18 protein-coding genes (1 of these 18 only partly in view) are annotated in these 17619 nt (G+C 38.2%); 9 read left to right on the top strand and 9 right to left on the bottom strand.

Annotation, left to right across the window (positions count from 1 at the left end; translation table 11 throughout):
• Window positions 1-376, bottom strand: partial view of a DUF5711 family protein gene (locus tag EHLA_RS00765; protein ID WP_096238949.1) — the 5' end (the start) only. Its footprint begins 812 nt before the window's first position; 376 of the gene's 1188 nt are visible here — the first part of the coding sequence; it begins with the start codon at window positions 374-376; its stop codon lies off the left edge, out of view.
• Window positions 377-493: 117 nt separating this feature from the next.
• Window positions 494-1702, bottom strand: coding sequence for a LysM peptidoglycan-binding domain-containing protein (locus tag EHLA_RS00760; protein ID WP_096238948.1), 1209 nt, complete (start codon window positions 1700-1702; stop codon window positions 494-496).
• A gap of 356 nt (window positions 1703-2058) precedes the next feature.
• Between EHLA_RS00760 and yyaC the strand changes: the two genes are divergently transcribed.
• Window positions 2059-2607 carry a spore protease YyaC gene (gene yyaC, locus EHLA_RS00755; RefSeq protein ID WP_096238947.1) on the top strand — a complete coding sequence of 183 codons (549 nt, stop codon included), beginning with the start codon at window positions 2059-2061 and terminating at the stop codon, window positions 2605-2607.
• A 442-nt stretch (window positions 2608-3049) separates the two neighbouring features.
• Here yyaC and serC read toward each other — a convergent pair whose 3' ends face one another.
• Window positions 3050-4132: a 3-phosphoserine/phosphohydroxythreonine transaminase gene (gene serC / locus EHLA_RS00750; protein ID WP_021906989.1), complete on the bottom strand. Its 1083-nt coding sequence runs from the start codon at window positions 4130-4132 to the stop codon at window positions 3050-3052.
• A 319-nt stretch (window positions 4133-4451) separates the two neighbouring features.
• On the opposite strand from serC, the gene EHLA_RS00745 reads away from it, so the two are divergent.
• From EHLA_RS00745 to EHLA_RS00735, 3 genes are all read left to right on the top strand, one after another.
• The gene (locus tag EHLA_RS00745; protein WP_096238946.1) at window positions 4452-4721 is read left to right on the top strand and encodes a hypothetical protein; all 270 of its coding nucleotides are present in this window, start codon (window positions 4452-4454) and stop codon (window positions 4719-4721) included.
• Between the two features lie 458 nt (window positions 4722-5179).
• Window positions 5180-5752 carry a manganese efflux pump MntP family protein gene (locus EHLA_RS00740; RefSeq protein ID WP_096238945.1) on the top strand — a complete coding sequence of 191 codons (573 nt, stop codon included), beginning with the start codon at window positions 5180-5182 and terminating at the stop codon, window positions 5750-5752.
• A 66-nt stretch (window positions 5753-5818) separates the two neighbouring features.
• Entirely contained in the window at window positions 5819-6730 is a 912-nt protein-coding gene (locus EHLA_RS00735) for a polysaccharide deacetylase family protein (RefSeq protein ID WP_242970642.1), read from the top strand.
• 7 nt (window positions 6731-6737) lie between these two features.
• Here the strand turns inward: EHLA_RS00735 and EHLA_RS00730 are convergent, their stop codons facing one another.
• Window positions 6738-7409: a hypothetical protein gene (locus tag EHLA_RS00730; RefSeq protein WP_021906985.1), complete on the bottom strand. Its 672-nt coding sequence runs from the start codon at window positions 7407-7409 to the stop codon at window positions 6738-6740.
• A gap of 330 nt (window positions 7410-7739) precedes the next feature.
• Complete coding sequence (locus EHLA_RS00725; RefSeq protein WP_021906984.1) at window positions 7740-8444, bottom strand: 5'-methylthioadenosine/adenosylhomocysteine nucleosidase; 705 nt, start codon at window positions 8442-8444, stop codon at window positions 7740-7742.
• Window positions 8445-8832: 388 nt separating this feature from the next.
• Here EHLA_RS00725 and EHLA_RS00720 point away from each other — a divergent pair, with 388 nt between their 5' ends.
• Together EHLA_RS00720 and EHLA_RS00715 are read left to right on the top strand one after the other, a co-directional pair.
• Window positions 8833-9084, top strand: a complete 252-nt coding sequence (locus EHLA_RS00720; protein ID WP_021906983.1) for a TIGR03905 family TSCPD domain-containing protein — start codon at window positions 8833-8835, stop codon at window positions 9082-9084.
• Between the two features lie 40 nt (window positions 9085-9124).
• Entirely contained in the window at window positions 9125-10186 is a 1062-nt protein-coding gene (locus EHLA_RS00715) for an undecaprenyldiphospho-muramoylpentapeptide beta-N-acetylglucosaminyltransferase (protein WP_021906982.1), read from the top strand.
• A gap of 128 nt (window positions 10187-10314) precedes the next feature.
• Here EHLA_RS00715 and EHLA_RS00710 read toward each other — a convergent pair whose 3' ends face one another.
• The 4 genes from EHLA_RS00710 to proC form a co-directional block, all read right to left on the bottom strand.
• A complete protein-coding gene (locus tag EHLA_RS00710) occupies window positions 10315-10839 on the bottom strand; it encodes a cysteine hydrolase family protein (RefSeq protein WP_096238944.1) in 525 nt (174 codons plus the stop codon).
• 70 nt (window positions 10840-10909) lie between these two features.
• Window positions 10910-11659: an exodeoxyribonuclease III gene (locus tag EHLA_RS00705; RefSeq protein WP_096238943.1), complete on the bottom strand. Its 750-nt coding sequence runs from the start codon at window positions 11657-11659 to the stop codon at window positions 10910-10912.
• Window positions 11660-11684: 25 nt separating this feature from the next.
• Complete coding sequence (locus EHLA_RS00700; RefSeq protein ID WP_096238942.1) at window positions 11685-12752, bottom strand: S66 family peptidase; 1068 nt, start codon at window positions 12750-12752, stop codon at window positions 11685-11687.
• Window positions 12753-12790: 38 nt separating this feature from the next.
• The gene (proC, locus tag EHLA_RS00695) at window positions 12791-13573 is read right to left on the bottom strand and encodes a pyrroline-5-carboxylate reductase (RefSeq protein ID WP_096238941.1); all 783 of its coding nucleotides are present in this window, start codon (window positions 13571-13573) and stop codon (window positions 12791-12793) included.
• 147 nt (window positions 13574-13720) lie between these two features.
• On the opposite strand from proC, the gene EHLA_RS00690 reads away from it, so the two are divergent.
• Genes EHLA_RS00690 through EHLA_RS00680 form a run of 3 tightly spaced genes read left to right on the top strand, consistent with a single transcriptional unit; the run spans window position 13721 to window position 17592 of the window.
• Window positions 13721-14764, top strand: a complete 1044-nt coding sequence (locus EHLA_RS00690) for a leucine-rich repeat protein (protein ID WP_096238940.1) — start codon at window positions 13721-13723, stop codon at window positions 14762-14764.
• Window positions 14765-14776: 12 nt separating this feature from the next.
• Window positions 14777-16066 (top strand): VWA-like domain-containing protein, encoded by a 1290-nt coding sequence (locus tag EHLA_RS00685; protein WP_096238939.1) that lies wholly within the window; start codon window positions 14777-14779, stop codon window positions 16064-16066.
• A gap of 14 nt (window positions 16067-16080) precedes the next feature.
• Complete coding sequence (locus EHLA_RS00680) at window positions 16081-17592, top strand: ATP-binding protein (protein ID WP_096241513.1); 1512 nt, start codon at window positions 16081-16083, stop codon at window positions 17590-17592.
• The last annotated feature ends 27 nt before the right edge of the window (window positions 17593-17619 follow it).

Here is a 17619-nt window from a genome sequence, read left to right as displayed (position 1 = left end):
TATTAAATAGAATAAGACTATTTTCACCTTTATCACCAAGTACAGCATATGAATCTGACTTTGTAAAAAAAGGATGAACATAAGACAATGCTACATTCCACTCAGAACGTCCAAATTTTTTCTGAAACTCAATTCCATTACTACTATACTTTAAATACCCATCTGCAAATGTTTCATAGGATACATCTACATTATCTTCTGTATCTGTCTTGTCTTTATATACATAATATTCACATCGACTTGATGATAAAATATATAAAACAATCAGAACAGCCACAATGCATACCGCTGCCATAATCATTTTTATCCTGCGGTTTTTTTCTCTTTTTTTTCGTATTTTTGTCAACGCTTCAAAATTATATACCTGTTTCTCCATTGCTCTCTCTTTCTATAAAAATAATCTGCATATTCAAAAATTTTCTTTAGTAATTTGTTGCTCATCACCTATAGATATGGGAGTCATCGCATATTTGATATTATAACATACCCCTTTTTAATCTTCAATCTGAGGGAGTTCCAAAATCTGACCCGGGTATATTTCATCAACATTTTCTATCCCATTCGCTTCCGCAATTTTTTCTATATAATTATAGGAATGATACATTTCCTTTGAAATTGCTGCTAACGTATCCCCGCGTTTTACTGTATAATATCCCCCGATAGAATTCCATGTTTCCTGCGTTTCTTCGGAACTTTCTGTCTGCCTTTCTTCATTGTTTGCATTCGTATCACTACTCGTACCGGTATCTTCTGAAGATTGCCCGGAGGAACTTTGCAATGTTTTTTCCTCTTTTACTGCTGCCGTATCTTCGTTACTACCAGCTTGTGTATTTGATTCTGTCTTTCCTTCTTCTGAATCCGCCTTCATATCCGTTATCTTTTGCTGATCAAAAACTGTCTGCGTCTTATCATCTCCTTGAAACTGTGCCAGAGTATGAATACCATAAACAAAAACTAAGGCAGCAGCAAACCCACAACCTATATAAACAGGGCTCCTAAATACGGATTTGGGCCGCAGATTTTTCTTTTTTTTCAATGCTTTTTTATAATTTCTCACGACCGCTGTATCCCTTTTTATTGTTTCAGAATATCGTCCCCTTTCCTTTTGTTCCGGTATATGTCCCATCTCTCCTTCTGCAAGCATATAATTTTTCATTTCTTGATTTGTCTCATAATAAATATAGTATCCTCTTTGTTTTTTTAAAGAATAGTTTTCAAACTGATAAAATGCATCTTCATTTTCAAGGGCATCAATCATATACAGCACCTTATTTTCTCCGCTAAAGTTATCCATATGAATCCGAATAATTTTATCATTTAAATCTACCGAAAACCCCATTCTTGATAAAAACCATCCGCAGATTTCCATTTCAGGGAAGAAAGAATCTCTAATACGATAAATTTCTCCCCAGCTCTCTTCTGAAAAAATCGTTTCTTCCAAATCCAATTCAAAATTCTGACAAGCTGCCGCCCCACTTATAAAGATACATTTTCCAATTGATGTCTTGTACATTTTTCCAAATAAAACTGCGCCTCTTGCATAAAGATTTTCCGGCTGCGCCAATTTATTTAAATATGTATACACATAATCTTCTATATATATTTTTTTTGCACCCGGCTCTCCAATCTGTCTGTAATTTCTCGGCAGACTTCTTGTTAATTCTCCTGTTTTCTTTTGATTGCTCCGCTTTTCCTCTGCCATGAATTTCCCACCTTCCCTGTTTTACATTTTTAAGATGGCTCAATCATAGCATTTTCCTATTTTGGTCTATGGCAGTTTTTGTCATATGCTTTCGCATTTTTCTTTCATTTTTCAAGTAAATGTTCTATTTAGTTGCAATTCAAATACACGTAGGACTTGAAGCACATCTTTAGCACAGCAAAATGTTGTTTAAAGTTCTTTCTCTTTGTCTACTTCTAAATATAGAAAGAAACTTTTAGCGCTACAGATATTTTACAGCATTAACATCATAAAATAAGAAAAATATGTATTCTCGGAATCTTTTTGTGCTAAGAAAGACTCCGAGAGTACATAAATAACAAAGAGAGGATTTTAACATGAAGTTCAACATAAAAAAAGAAAAACGCTGCCAGTATTTTTCTCCTGACAACGCTTCTACTGCACTTTTTTCTAATGCACTTAATAAACACATTGCTTATTTAAATAAAAAATATGAAGACCTTGTTCTTCTCTGCATCGGCACAGATAAAATAACCGGCGATTGTCTTGGTCCGCTTGTCGGTTCAAAACTAATGCAGCAAAACTTTCCTCATCCTTTATATGGAACTTTAGAAAAACCTCTCCATGCTGGCAATCTGACCAGGCAGCTCCCTGAAATCTCTACAGCGCACCCTAATGCCTGCACACTTGCCATTGATGCCGCTGTAGGTTCCCGGAATCACATCGGCCTTGTTTCTCTATCCTGCCAACCTCTTTTCCCTGGAAAAGGGGTTTCACGCTCACTTTCTCCTGTCGGAAATATTTCTATTACAGGGATCATTAATGAATTTTCTTCGGGTGAAATCTTGCTTCCCTATACCAGCCTCTACCTTGTAGATTGCCTGGCAACCTACATCTGCAACGGAATATTAATGACAATAACATAGTAAGTTGTAGATTTTGTGTAGACGAAAAAAGAACTGCTACCCTATCCCATCTGCTCTGTAGTCGCATCTGGGATAGGGTAGCAGTTCTTTTTTCTGATTATACTAAATCCACAGTTGATAAGAATGGGGATTCACCATACTCTTCTGGGCAATCCCCTTCTCTTTCCAAAACAAATAACTAATTTGTTATTAAAACAGTCAGCCGCTGAAACAAAATTTTATGCCGAATTGTAAGTACATTGTATTTAAATACTAATTTCCATCTAGAACCAAAGAACAGAAAAGTGGAATTTGATATAATCAGAAAAAAGAAAAAATACCCTATCCCAGATGCGGCTTCGGAGCGTGTTTAAAATGCGAACGAGCATTTTAAATATCGCGACTACAGAGCAGATGGGATATGGTATTTTTTCTTTTTTCGTCTATGCGAAATCTACAAATATTATTTGTTTTCAGCTTCGAATTTCTTCATAAATTCTACTAATTTTTCTACGCCTTCGATTGGCATTGCATTATAGATAGATGCACGCATGCCGCCAACTGTTCTGTGTCCCTTGAGGTTTACAAAACCGTTTGCCTCTGCTTCTGCTACAAATTTAGCGTCTAATTCTTTATCACCTGTTACGAAAGGTACATTCATGAGGGAACGGTCTTCTTTTACTACTGTTCCTTTGAACATTTCGCTCTCGTCTAAGAAATCATAAAGGATTTTGGCTTTCTTTTCGTTGTATTCTTTCATTGCCTGAAGTCCACCCTGTTTTTTCAGCCATTTGAATACTTTACCACAAATATAGATACCATAGCATGGTGGTGTGTTGTAAAGAGAATCTTTGTCTGCCTGTGTTTTGTATTTGAGCATGGTAGGTGTTCCTTCCATTACGTCATCGCGGATTAAGTCTTCGCGGATAATTACGATTACAACACCGGCTGGACCTACGTTCTTTTGTACTCCACCGTAGATTACACCATATTTTTCTACATCGTGTGGTTCGGATAAGAAACAGGAGGATACGTCAGCAACTAATGTTTTACCTTTTGTGTTTGGTAACTTTTTATACTTTGTTCCATAAATAGTATTATTCTCACAAATATAAACGTAATCTGCGTCTTCATCAATTGGAAGATCGGAGCAGTCTGGAATGTAGGAGAAAGTTTTATCTTCAGAAGATGCAATTTTTACTGCTTTTCCATAACGGCTTGCTTCCTGATATGCTTTCTTTGCCCACTGTCCTGTAACAATATAATCTGCAACACCGTTCTTCATAAGATTCATAGGAATTGCTGAGAACTGCTGTGAAGCTCCGCCCTGTAAGAATAAAACTTTGTAGTTATCTGGAATGTTCATGAGGTCTCTTAAATCCTGCTCTGCTTCTTTGATAATATCATCGAAGACTTTAGAACGATGACTCATCTCCATAACAGACATTCCACAGCCTTTATAATCCAACATTTCATCTGCTGCTTCTCTTAATACCTCTTCCGGCAATACGGCCGGACCTGCTGAGAAATTATATACTCTTCCCATTTTTAACATATCCTCCTTGTACTATTTATTAAAAATTAAAATAAATGTTTATCGCGTTACTGCGTTATACTTACGAATTATAACACACTTTGACGAATTGTTAACAGTGTTTTTTTAATATCGGCATTTTTTTGCAATTTTCACTTTGTAACCCTTCAAAATTAACAACTTTCACGAATTTTTTGAATATTTCCCCCTTAATTCAACCTTCTCTCGCTTTAGCTGCAGTTCCGCTTAGAAATTGACAAACGCTTTCAAATTCGTTACACTGGCAGAAATACTGATTTCTACTATGTTATATATCCAGAAAGGAGCTTTTATGAGAATCTGGTGCAAACTTTTTGAAAAAAATCATATGCTTAAAGATACTGTTATGGAAAACTATGATATATCCATGTCACGCACTGCCAAAGTATATGATTGTTTAGAACGTGCCTGCTATGAGTTTGATCTTGAAAAACCGCTGTGGCTCGATAAGAATAAACGTGAATTTATCAGCCATGCAAGGACTCGTTTTTATCAGGATAACTTTATTGAACACATTGATTTTGACTATCTTGATTTTCAGGTTATTGAAGAAGATTATTAACGCTTTTTCTCTATATGCATAACCTATAGTATGATTTTGATTTACAAATATTGATAAATATAATTTCCTAAATATTGTTATCCTTATTGAGAAAAAGTTATTGATAATTTCTCCCCCATATGCTATACTTCCACTCAGATATTATTCCGTGAGGGAGTAGCGAGCGTTCTTTTATACGTTGGAACGTAGCAAGTCAACATACTGGTGTAATCTAATCCACCTGGCTTGTTTTAAATTGCGAGACTCATGTATAACTGTGATAAGCTATACAGGGGTCTTTTTATATTTTTATGATAATTACCTGAGCATAGCTTATCGCTATGCTTATTTTTTTGCGTTATTATGATTAGTGCACTCTCGTAATCTTTTTGTGCTTGGTTTTGAGATTTTTTGTCAGTTGCAAAAGCACATGCAGAAAAGACTTTAAGAGTACATATTACAAACAGGAGGGATTTCTAATGACTTGGAGCTTACTATTTTTTACTACGAACATTTTTCTTGGGATTGGTCTGGCAATGGATGCTTTTTCTGTTTCCATGGCAAATGGTCTGAATGAACCACATATGAACAAAGGGCGTGTATGCACAATTGCCGGAGTATTTGGTGGATTTCAGGCACTTATGCCTCTGATTGGTTGGTTCTGCGTACACACGATCGCGGAGTATTTTCATGTATTTGAAAAGTTTATTCCATGGATTGCATTGATTCTTCTTCTTTTTATCGGTGGAAAGATGCTGATCGAAGGTATAAAAAACGACTGTAAAGAAGAAGTGTCCGCCGTCAGCCCTGGGGCACTGTTTGTTCAGGGAATTGCCACTTCTATTGATGCGTTGTCTGTTGGTTTTACTATCGCAGAATATAACTGGATCATGGCTCTTGCTGCTTCCCTGATCATTGCTATCGTTACCTTTTTTATCTGCATTGGTGGATTAATTATCGGAAAAAAATTTGGAACAAAATTATCCAACAAAGCGCAAATTCTCGGTGGAATTATCCTGATCGCCATCGGAATTGAAATATTTGTCAGCTAATTAAATATTCATATTTATTTTTTGAAGAAATATATTATAAAAAGATTTTCTTTTCGGGAGCTTTTTATGAAAAAATTTCTTCTTTTTCTTTATATTTTTCCCTGTTTCATAATGTGTGGCTGTCATCCTTTTGCCCATAATAAAAATCCAAATTCTCAAAACAATTTTTCTTCAAAACAGTCTTCTTCCACTCGTTCCTCTATGGAATCTGTCCAGAAGGAAGCAGGTACTTCCACGCAGCCAAATAAAGCTGTTTCTTCTATTAATCCTGATACGCTTCCTAATAAAAAAATGGCATGGTGGATTAAACGAGAAGAAAACCATATAACCCCTTCTGCACAGGAGGAAGTAGACCTTTCCCGTTATGATGCCTGGTATGTAAAAACAAATCTAAAGGGCGCTGAAAAGCCAGTCTTTCTTACTTTTGACTGTGGATATGAGAACGGCTATACCGCATCTATTCTTGATGTGTTAAAGAAGCATAAAGCACCCGGGGCATTCTTCCTGTGCCGGCATTATATTGAGGATCAGCCTGAACTCGTTAAGAGAATGAAAAAAGAAGGGCATGTTGTCGGAAATCACACTTCCCATCATGTTTGTATGCCTGAAACAGATTCAAGAAAAGTTCGTGAAGAAATTACAGATAATGCAAATTATATGAAAGAAGCGACCGGATACGAAATGGATCGTTTTTTCCGGCCGCCAAAAGGAGAATATAGCGAACGTACCCTTCAGATTACAAAGGATGTCGGTTATACCACTGTTTTTTGGAGTATGGCATATCTTGATTATGATGTAGATAATCAACCGGGCAGTGATTATGTCATCAACCACTTTGAAAAATATATCCATCCCGGTGCCATTCCATTGATACATAATATATCAAAATCAAACGCTGAAGCTTTAGATACGGTTCTTACAAATTTAGAGCAAGAGGGATATACCTTCCACTCTTTATTTGATCTGAAAAAGGGTTAAAAATATTTCAGGCAAAGAACTCCTGCAAAACATCTTCTAACACTTTCTTTTCTTCTAAAGATACCGGCTCATCCTTTGCTTTCTTTTTGGTATTTTCTCTGGCATAACGAAGAAGACGGCGACGCTGTTCTCTTGTCGTTCCGTTTTCCAAATCGACTTCCTGACCTGCAATACTGTTCTCAAGAACATTTTGCAGGTAATCATTTATATTCATGATGATGCGGTGTTCTTTTGCATCTGCGCGGAGCAGAATATCAAGGAATATAAGACTAAATGCAGCAATCACCCCGGTAAGGTAAGTAATAATTACGCTGGTAAGTTCACCTCCTCCCTGTGAGACAGCCAGCGCTCCTGCCGCCCCTGTGATCGCGCATGCCGCTATTGCCAGGCGATATAAGGTTCTCCAAAAAGCACAAGGAAATCCACAAACTCTTTTTTTGCGAAAATACTTGTCCACAAATGTTTCCACGTTATTCACTTTGATATCCATTTCATGATAATCTTCATACTTCTTTTTCAGAGAAACAAGCCACTTTTTCTTCGTCTGCCCTATCCTCGATGTCGCACGTATCATGCTTCTGTATGATATCGTTAACACCGACCAGCTTAATATTCCAATAAAACAGCAGGTCATGATTGTTTTTGTAAAAACGGTATTACCAAGAATAAAATCAAACATTTTCTTCCCTCCCAAATATTTCAAACATTTTCATAATTTTAATTACAAATACATGAGAAATAATACAGTCCAGCGCAGACTCTTTTTCCGGTCAGAATTATGTACGGACGTTTCATTGCCGGGCCCCAGCCGAAACAATCTGCGAATCGGTATCTTGTCTGCCATGACTCACCTATTCCCGTTCTGCCTTGTGAAATCACTTTGCTCTGTCTGGATTGTGCCCCAATTATACAAAATGAAAATCCATTTGAAAAGGGGGATTCGTTCGTAAAAAAAATCCCCTCTCTGTCAAAAAGAGAAGGGATTCGAATACTTCTTTATGAAACTGACTTATTTGGACATCTTAAGAAACATAGCTGCCAGTAGCTTCACTGTGTGAACGATCGCCTGTTCTTCAAAAGTCTCGTAAGCAACCGGTGCACTGTTATCTGCCTTATCGGAAATTGCACGAATGATAACAAACGGAACTTTATTCAGCGTTGCAACCTGTGCCATGGAAGCACCTTCCATCTCTGCACAGTACCCATCATAATCCTTTACAAGTGCTGCCTTTGTATCATTATCAGAGATAAACTGATCTCCTGTTACTACTCTTCCAACAAAGCACTGGATCTCCGGATTCACGATCTCGCATGCTTCCTTCGCCATCTCCACAAGTTCCGTATCTGCTGTGAATACAGATGTTTCCATTCCTGGAATAACACTCTTTTTATATCCAAGACCTGTTACATCAAAGTCATGCTGAAGTGCATCGCTTGAAATAACGATATCGCCAACATTAATATCTTTGTAAAGACCACCTGCAACGCCTGTGTTGATAAGCATATCCACACCATAAATATTCACAAGAATCTGTGTACAGATTGCCATATTTACCTTACCGATTCCACTCTGAACAACTACGGTATCCTGATTCCAAAGCGTTCCCTTATAAAAAGTCATGCCTGCCATCGTTTTAGACTCGGCATCTTCCATCTGATTAATGAGAGAGGAAACCTCTTCTTCCATTGCTCCGATTACACCAATACAAACCATAAATTTTCCTCCATATACTATTCTAATACTTAATGTTTTATTTACGCTGACCAGAATCACGCGCCAAGTCTCGCGGTTGCTCGACTTGAATTTTAACTGCCATCAAAACAAGTAGACTCATTATAACACATTTTGCCCCTCCACGTCATTAGGAATTTGCCAAAGGGAAGACAGAGATATCTAAATGCTGACTACCCCATTATTACCGCCTGACTTAAGATGTCAAAGACGGAAACAGAAAAAAAGCACATTTTTTACATATTGCCTTTTCTCCGTTTCGTCAAGTACCCCAAATTAGGCATTTTTTCTCTATTCTTTTAAATGAAAAGATGATATACTGACATTAAATTTTTGAAAAATATTTTTTACATACAGGAGGAAACACGATATGTATAGTTACAAGACAAAGGGAACCTGTTCTCGTGAGATTCAGTTTGATGTAGAAAACAATATTGTGAAAGAAATCCGTTTTATCGGCGGATGCATGGGAAACACTCAGGGTGTTGCCGCACTTTGCAAAGGACGTAATATTGATGATATCATCAGCACATTAAAGGGAATTGACTGTGGTGGAAGAGGCACATCCTGTCCAGATCAGCTTGCCCTTGCTCTTCTTGCATACAAACAGCAGCAGGCATAGACTTCTAGATTTTAATTTATCTTAGGAGGGTTTTAAAAGTATGAAACGAATCGTTTTAACCGGTGGTGGAACAGCCGGTCATGTTACGCCAAATATGGCACTGGTTCCAAGTTTAAAAGAAGCCGGATATGATATTCAGTATATCGGCTCCTATAACGGTATCGAAAAAAGATTAATCGAGGAAATGGGAATTCCTTATCATGGAATCTCTTCCGGTAAGCTCCGCCGTTACTTTGACCCTAAGAACTTTTCTGATCCATTTAAAGTTATGAAGGGTTATTTAGAAGCTTCCCATATTATTCATAAATTAAAACCGGACATTGTCTTTTCTAAGGGTGGATTTGTATCTGTTCCCGTTGTTCTTGCAGCAAAAAGACGGCATGTACCTGTTATTATTCACGAATCTGATCTTACTCCGGGACTTGCCAACAAGATTTGTATTCCTGCAGCAACAAAGGTTTGCTGTAACTTCCCTGAGACACTAAAACACCTCCCGGAAAGCAAGGCTGTTTTAACCGGTTCTCCAATTCGTCAGGAGTTATTTTCCGGCAATAAAGAGGAGGGGCTGCGTCTCTGTGGATTTGATGATTCCAAACCGGTTCTTCTTGTAATGGGTGGAAGTCTCGGTGCTGTTGCAATTAATAATTCCATTCGTGAGAATCTAAATGAATTATTAAAACAGTTCCAGATTATTCATTTATGCGGACGGGGACACTATGATGCTTCCCTCGATGGTACAAAGGGCTATAAGCAATTCGAATATGCAAAAAAAGAATTAACACATTTATTTGCAGCTACAGATTTAATTATCTCCAGAGCCGGGGCGAATGCGATCTGTGAGCTTCTTGCTCTTAAGAAGCCTAATATTCTGATTCCGCTTCCTGCCTCCCAGAGTCGAGGAGATCAGCTTTTAAATGCTGCTTCCTTCGAAAAGTCCGGATACAGCTACGTACTTCAGGAAGAAGAACTCACAAGCAACACTTTGTTAAAAGCAGTGCAGTATGTTTATGATGAACGTGAAGAATATATTCAGACCTTAAAAGAAAGTAAACTCAACAGAGCCATTCCTATTATAATGAATTTGATTAAGAAGTATTCATAATCTAAAAACAAAAAAGTCCGACCCATACTACTCTTTAGAGCAAGTAGAAGATTCCTAACCGAATCCCCTCGCTCCCCAAAGACAGAAAGCGAAGAAACCACCATATATGGTGGTTTCTTCGCTTTCGTCTACCTCACCTCTATTTGACAAGATTTCATTGTTTCTAATGCACTTTTATGTTTTTCCGGTGTAACTCCTGCGCAGCAGCCAGCCGTTACAGATATCGGTACTTCCGGCAGAAATGCTTTTATAAGCAAGGCATTCGAAACAACACAAATGTCTGTACATAATCCAATAAGCTCTATAGACTCTATTTTCTTTTCTTTATGAAGTTCTTTTAAAAAGCCTGCCAATTTACGTGAACCGAAAGTTTCTTTTTCAAATATAGCTAATGCTCTTTTTGTATAGGGTTGAAGTTCCTCTATAATCTCATGTCCAACCGTTCCCCTGATACAATGAACTACCGGAAGATTCTGTCCTTCCTGTGTATTTAAATAATCTTCTTCGTGTGTATCTTTTGTAAAGATAATGTCCCCCTCAAAATTCTCGATCTTATCTTTAACAGCTGGAACAATAGACTGTGCTTCCTTCGTTCCAAGAGAACCATCCACAAAATCTTTTTGCATATCTACGACAATCAATATCTTTTCCATAACCTTCTCTTAAACCTCCTCTATTCCTTCACGTCCTATCTCTTAAGATTCAAGAATGCCCCGGCATACTTTATATTTCTAATCCGATTGGACAATGATCCGATCCCATCACTGTTTTATAGATTACTGCATCCTGGATTTTTTCTTTCCAACATTCAGATACTACAAAATAATCAATACGCCAGCCCGCATCTTTTTCCCTTGCTTTGAAACGATAAGACCACCATGTATAGGCACCAGCAAGTTCCGGATTAAGATAACGGAAGCTGTCAACAAATCCTGCATTTAAAAGTTCCGTAAATTTATCTCTTTCTTCCTGCGTAAAACCGGCATTCTTTTTATTTGTTTTTGGATTTTTAAGGTCAATCTCTTCATGTGCCACATTGAGATCTCCTGTCATAATAACAGGTTTTTCTCTATCAAGTTCCTGTAAATACTCCCTAAAGTCATCTTCCCACTTCATACGGTATTCTAAACGTTTTAATTCAGACTGGGAGTTTGGTGTATAGACTGTAACAAAGAAAAAGTCTTCAAATTCTAAAGTAATTACTCTTCCTTCCTGATCGTGTTCTTCTATTCCGATTCCATTCCACACTTTTATTGGATGTTTTTTGGTAAACACTGCTGTCCCTGAATAACCTTTTTTCTCCGCATAATTCCAGTAACATTCATAACCTTCCGGTGCAAAATCAATTTGTCCTTCCTGAAGTTTTGTTTCCTGCACACAGAAGATATCTGCATCTGCTTCTTTAAAAAAGTCCTCAAATCCTTTTTTTACACAAGCTCGAAGCCCGTTCACATTCCATGATATTAATTTCATTATTTACTCCTGCTAAATGTTTTTATTATATATACGCCATATCTATTTTTATCGAATTGCCCTCTACCTTTACTTTCGCTTTACTGCCACAGACTAACGGCATCATCGGAGGCAGATGTCCGATATCCACATCCATAATAACCGGGACGTTATATTTAGATAAAATACCAAGGACTGCCGTATATTGATCCATGCCAAAGAAATCTTCTCCGTAACAATAAGGACGGCCGATTAAAAAACCTTTTGTATATTTAAGCCAGCCTGCTTCATCAAGCTGCCATAAGGCTCTGCGTATCCCCATAGGATTAAGATCACAGGACTCTAAAAACCAGAGAATCCCATCTTCTTTATATTTTTCATTAAACTGTTCTACCTGATCGAACTTCGTTCCGCACAAGATTGACAGACAGTCAAGACAGCCGCCCAAAAGACGTCCCTCCATTTGAATAATCTCATCTGTGTTTTTCGATATGTCATCAGGTATAGATAAGCCTTTTTCTGCCGTCCAGGTGCGTAGCTGAAACTTCTCTGTCACATTATATGGTTCTAATGGATTGTCTTCTGTTTTTAATCCTTCTTTTTCCCATTGTTCATAATTGTGCACACTCTTTATATTTCCTTTTAATATTCCCATCGCATCCTTTAATGAGTCATGCCATGGTTCCATCCCAAATGCTGCCGCACATGGTCCGTAAATTGCCGCAATATCACAGAGGGTTGCTAAAAGAAAAATAAGATTTGTATTGTCAGAATATCCAAGGAACCACTTTGGCTCACTGTTTCGAATCTTTTCAAAATCTATATATGGAAGAATTTCACACATTAACTCTCCACCGCCACAGGATATAAGAACATCTACATCTTCCTTAGCATACCAGTCATTAAATTCTTCTGCACACTTTTGCGGAGTGTTACTGATTCCAATTCCACAACCCTCATAAGCATTCGGGCCAAAACTAAATCCATAGCCTTGTTGTTCCCATATTTTCTGTGCATTTATAAACGCACTTCTATAAGGCTCAATGTTACAGCCGAATGATGGCGCAACAAATCCTATTGTCCCCTTTTCGGGCAAAAACTTTCCATATCTCATTTTGTTTCCATACCTCGTTTATTCTTATTCCTGGTTGATTATTTATTCATAACTGCATCAATCGCATCAATAAATGCCGCACGAACTCCCGCATGTTCTAGCGCATCCACTCCACAGATCGTTGTTCCTGCCGGTGAACATACATTATCTTTTAACACTCCCGGATGCTCTCCTGTTTCAAGCTGTAACTTTGCACTTCCAAGAATCATCTGCGAAACCATTTCATAAGCCTGTTTTCTTGGCACACCATATTTTACTCCCGCATCTCCTAATGCTTCAATAATCAAATCGATAAATGCAGGACCACAGCCTGTAAGCGCTCCTCCGATTCCCATCAGATGAACTGGCAGTTCAATGACAATTCCTAATGCTTTAAAAAGATTCTTTACTTCCTCATGTTCTTCATCTAACAATGAATTCTTTTCCTCAAATAAAAGAACTCCTTCTCCGACCATAGACGGTGTATTTGGCATAATAAATTGAAAACGAGTACTCTCATCAAGATATGCCTGATATTTATCATAATTCCATCCTGCTGCAATAGAAATTAATGCCTTTCCTTTTAAATCTTCTTTAATTTCAGAAAGAACATCTTCGATTTGATATGGTTTACATGCCATAATTAAAGTATCGGTTTTTGCCACAAGTTCTTTTAATTCTTTGCAGGCTGTAAATCCTATCTTTTCTGCATTCTTTACAAGCTTATCATAATGTGGGGCATACGCAAATACCTCATCTTTCTTCATCAGACCTTTTTGTATGATTCCGGAAGCAATTGCCCCTGCCATATTTCCCATTCCAATAAATCCAAGTGTTTTCATTTTATCCTCCTGTCTGTTCGTTTCGAGTATATTTATATGGTTTTCCCATAGTTTATCATATTTTTTTACTTCTCTCACTCCTTTTTCCTGTTTTTGTGGTATGATTCTAAAGAAACATTTTAACTTTACTATAATAGGATTTTTGCTATGAATAATATAATAAATAATACTCTCGTTTTCTTATGGGAACCTGCCGGGTCCGGGATACGACTTCTTCGCTGTTTTGGAAACAGCCCCGTATTAACTGTTCCCGACCAGCTAAACGGGAAAAAGATTACGGAGATTGGAGCCTATTGTTTTTCCCGCTCCCGTCCCAAATTCTCTGAGAAAATATATAAATCTATTTTTATCGATATAAGAAATGTGACTACTACACAGGAAAATGGGCTTTCATTCAACGATTCTTCCTTTGATTTTTCTCTCTTTGGAACAGAACTTGATGGCACATTTCTTGAAGAAGTTACTCTGCCGGAGGAGATAACCACACTGCACAATGCTGCATTTTACAACTGCCGCAAGCTAAAAAAATTATCTGTGGGTACCAGAATTTCCGGTATCGGCAGCGATGAATTTATGAATGATACTCATCTGGAACACTTAATTATCCGCGGGAAGGATACGGAGCCAAGTGGATTATCCCTTATCTTAGAACGTATTGCAGAAAATATTACCGTTTCTTTCTGCCCGAATGATTCATCCACTCCAGAAAGCATACTATTTTTCCCCGAATACTATGAGTGGCTTGATGAAATCTCTCCGGCCCATATTTTCAGCCGCAGTATTCACGGAGAAGGCTTCCGCATGAGAAAAAGTTTTGAAAACGGCATTCTTAATTACAGAAAGTATGATTCCTGCTTTGATAATGCACTCACTGTCGAATCACCGGAATCTCTTTGTAAGATTGCTTTAAACCGTCTCCGCTGGCCTTCCAGACTGGAAAATGTATTTAAAGAGAAATATGAAACTGCGATAGAAACACATTTGAATACCGCTTTTTCTCTTACAATAAAATCAAAAGATTTTTCTCTTCTCCAATTTATCTGCGAGCATTTTTCTCCAGATATGACGGTGCTTTCTGAAGCGATGGAACACTGTATTGAAACTGACTGGAGTGAGGGAAATGCCTTTCTGATGGAACAGAAACATAATACATTTTCTGAAAAAACTTTTGAATTTGATCTTGATTTTTAGAGAGGTGAGCATATGACCCAGACAGAATGGGAAAATGAAATGTGCATTAAGATTCTTGATTTAATTGAGAACGAATTATACATCGACTTTCGTTATCTTGATGTCGCCATTTCCACTCTTATATTAACTCCAAAGGAATCTCTTCGTTCTACGGCAACCGATGGAATCTCACTCTTTTTTCCGCCGGAACAGATTTTGCGAGCCTTTCGTTCCAATCCTCTTTTCCTGAACCGAGCCGTGCTCCACAGCGTTTTCCACTGTATTTTCCGGCATCTGTGGATTCGTGGAAACCGTGATTCTGATTTATGGAACCTTTCCTGCGACATTGCTGTGGAATGGATTATCGATTCCTTTGACAAAAAAAGTGTAAAACGTGCATTATCCGGAATCCGAACAAACATTTATAATGATTTTGAAAAACAGAACATCCCTGTCACAGCGGCAAATATTTATCACTATCTTCTCTCCGATGTGACCGAAAATCCTGACCGGTTAAATCAGCTTACAATGGAGTTCTTTACAGATGACCACAGATTCTGGCCAAAAGATCCTTCCCGTTCTCCTTCCGCTGCAAAAGCCGGGCAGTCCTGGGATAAGATCAGCCATCGAATGGAACAGGAATTAAATCTCCGGGGTGATCATACTGCCTCCGGTGCCGAAGCCATAAAAGCGCAGATTAAAGAGGGAAAAAGCCGCCGTTCTTATAAAGATTTTCTGAGAAAATTTACGGTTCTTCAGGAAGAACTGCATTGTGATTATGATGAATTTGACCTAAACTACTACTCCTATGGTCTGCGGCTGTATAAAAATATGCCATTGATCGAACCTTTAGAAAGCCGGGAAGTTACGAAAATTTCTGAATTTGTTATTGTCATTGATACCAGCTATTCTACAAACGGTCCGCTTGTGCAGAAGTTTCTTCAGGAAACATTTCAGATTATTCAGGAACGGGACAGCTTCTTTCATAAAAGTCAGATTCGAATTATTCAATGTGATAATCAGGTACACTCTGACACAGTTATTAAAGACCCACACGATATTCAAAAACTACTTCATAACTTTGAATTAATTGGTGGCGGCGGAACAGACTTTCGTCCAGCTTTTTCTTATATTAATACACTTCTTGAAAACGGAGAATTTCACCAACTAAAAGGGGTTCTCTATTTCACAGATGGAAAAGGCTTTTTCCCGGCAAAAAGACCGCCTTACGAAACCGCATTTTTATTTTTAGGAGAAGAAGAACACCCGGATGTACCAGCCTGGGCTATGAAGTTAGTTTTGCATGAAGAAGATTTAAAATGAAAGGATTTCATCTTATGAATATAAAAAAAGCAAAAGAAGACATAAAAAATACCGTTCGTGCCTATCTGAAAAAAGATAACTACGGACAATACGCTATCCCTTCAATTCGTCAGCGCCCTGTCCTGTTGATGGGACCTCCCGGAATTGGGAAAACACAGATTATGCAGCAGATTGCCCAGGAATGTAATATCGGCCTTGTCGCATATACTATTACTCATCACACAAGACAGAGTGCCGTTGGTCTGCCCTTCATCAAAGAAAAAACATTTGATGGCAAATCTTACTCTGTAACAGAGTATACAATGAGCGAAATCATTTACAGTATTTATCAGTACATGGAGGAATCCGGCAAAAAAGAAGGTATCCTTTTTATTGATGAAATTAACTGTGTTTCGGAAACCCTCGCACCTACAATGCTTCAGTTTCTGCAATGCAAAACATTTGGCAATCAGGCAGTTCCGGAAGGCTGGATCATTGTTGCCGCAGGCAACCCGCCAGAATATAACCGAAGCGTCCATGACTTTGACTTCGTAACCTTAGACCGTGTTCGAAAAATCAATATCGAAGCAGATCTTGATGTATTCAAAGGCTATGCCAGAGCAAGACATCTGCATCCATTTATCTTAAGTTATTTAGAACTCCGTCCGCAGAATTTCTACCGGACAGAAAATGATGTAGATGGTATCCAATTCGTTACTGCCAGAGGCTGGGAAGATTTAAGCAGTCTGATTCAGACTTATGAAGATCTTTCTATTAAAGTAGACGAGGATATTATCCATCAGTTTATTCAGCATGAGGATATCGCAAAAGATATTGCTGCCTACTATGACTTATACCAGAAATATCGCGACGACTACGACATCAGCCGCATTCTCACAGGACAGGCCGGTACTGACATCTACGCTAAACTGTTCCGTGCCTCCTTTGATGAGCACCTAAGCTGCGTAGAACTCCTTCTGAGCGGACTCCACAACTATATTTCCGAAGCCCTGACCGAAGATGCTTTAACCACAGAAGCCTATGAATTTTTAAAACACTATCAAAAAGAGTTAAAAGAAAACGGATCGTATCGCACCCTTCTTCAGAAAAAAACAGAAGAATACGATTGGGAAAATAAAGCCGGACTCACCACTCCGGAACAGAAAAATTTCCAGTTAAAATTACTGGAATTACTTTCCACATGGGCCCCGGACTCCACCCTCGCACCAAAAGAAGCCTTCCTCTTCGCCAAAACTGGTTTCGATAAACAATGCCAGATTCGCACAGACACAATAAAAAAAGCATCCTCTACACTGGAAAATGCTTTTACTTTCATGGAAGAAGCCTTCGGCGAAGGTCAGGAAATGGTTGTATTTATCACCGAACTTACCATGGACCCTGATGCATCACGCTTTATCACAGAAAACGGATGCGAACGATACTTCAAATACAATAAAACTCTGTTAGTTGGTAGCCGCAGAACCGCTATCTTAAGGGAACTCGAACATGACAGAATCTACGCCAATGCTATGGAATATGAATTCTAGGTTGTCAGCGCAGCTGACGTGATGAAC

The sequence above is a fragment of the Anaerobutyricum hallii genome (assembly GCF_900209925.1).
In the GTDB taxonomy this organism is placed as follows: Bacteria; Bacillota; Clostridia; order Lachnospirales; family Lachnospiraceae; genus Anaerobutyricum; species Anaerobutyricum soehngenii.
The sequence above is the reverse complement of the archived record's forward strand: the minus strand, read 5'-3'. Positions and strand labels throughout refer to the sequence as shown.

What these genes read in the sequence shown, in the direction of transcription:
- EHLA_RS00705 (WP_096238943.1), bottom strand. Translation starts at nt 11,659, where the DNA reads ATGAAATTAATATCATGGAATGTGAACGGGCTTCGAGCTTGTGTAAAA.
- EHLA_RS00745 (WP_096238946.1), top strand. Translation starts at nt 4,452, where the DNA reads ATGAGAATCTGGTGCAAACTTTTTGAAAAAAATCATATGCTTAAAGAT.
- EHLA_RS00740 (WP_096238945.1), top strand. Translation starts at nt 5,180, where the DNA reads ATGACTTGGAGCTTACTATTTTTTACTACGAACATTTTTCTTGGGATT.
- EHLA_RS00720 (WP_021906983.1), top strand. Translation starts at nt 8,833, where the DNA reads ATGTATAGTTACAAGACAAAGGGAACCTGTTCTCGTGAGATTCAGTTT.
- EHLA_RS00760 (WP_096238948.1), bottom strand. Translation starts at nt 1,702, where the DNA reads ATGGCAGAGGAAAAGCGGAGCAATCAAAAGAAAACAGGAGAATTAACA.
- EHLA_RS00680 (WP_096241513.1), top strand. Translation starts at nt 16,081, where the DNA reads ATGAATATAAAAAAAGCAAAAGAAGACATAAAAAATACCGTTCGTGCC.
- EHLA_RS00700 (WP_096238942.1), bottom strand. Translation starts at nt 12,752, where the DNA reads ATGAGATATGGAAAGTTTTTGCCCGAAAAGGGGACAATAGGATTTGTT.
- EHLA_RS00730 (WP_021906985.1), bottom strand. Translation starts at nt 7,409, where the DNA reads ATGTTTGATTTTATTCTTGGTAATACCGTTTTTACAAAAACAATCATG.
- EHLA_RS00685 (WP_096238939.1), top strand. Translation starts at nt 14,777, where the DNA reads ATGACCCAGACAGAATGGGAAAATGAAATGTGCATTAAGATTCTTGAT.
- yyaC (WP_096238947.1), top strand. Translation starts at nt 2,059, where the DNA reads ATGAAGTTCAACATAAAAAAAGAAAAACGCTGCCAGTATTTTTCTCCT.
- EHLA_RS00710 (WP_096238944.1), bottom strand. Translation starts at nt 10,839, where the DNA reads ATGGAAAAGATATTGATTGTCGTAGATATGCAAAAAGATTTTGTGGAT.
- EHLA_RS00715 (WP_021906982.1), top strand. Translation starts at nt 9,125, where the DNA reads ATGAAACGAATCGTTTTAACCGGTGGTGGAACAGCCGGTCATGTTACG.
- serC (WP_021906989.1), bottom strand. Translation starts at nt 4,132, where the DNA reads ATGGGAAGAGTATATAATTTCTCAGCAGGTCCGGCCGTATTGCCGGAA.
- EHLA_RS00735 (WP_242970642.1), top strand. Translation starts at nt 5,819, where the DNA reads ATGAAAAAATTTCTTCTTTTTCTTTATATTTTTCCCTGTTTCATAATG.
- proC (WP_096238941.1), bottom strand. Translation starts at nt 13,573, where the DNA reads ATGAAAACACTTGGATTTATTGGAATGGGAAATATGGCAGGGGCAATT.
- EHLA_RS00690 (WP_096238940.1), top strand. Translation starts at nt 13,721, where the DNA reads ATGAATAATATAATAAATAATACTCTCGTTTTCTTATGGGAACCTGCC.
- EHLA_RS00725 (WP_021906984.1), bottom strand. Translation starts at nt 8,444, where the DNA reads ATGGTTTGTATTGGTGTAATCGGAGCAATGGAAGAAGAGGTTTCCTCT.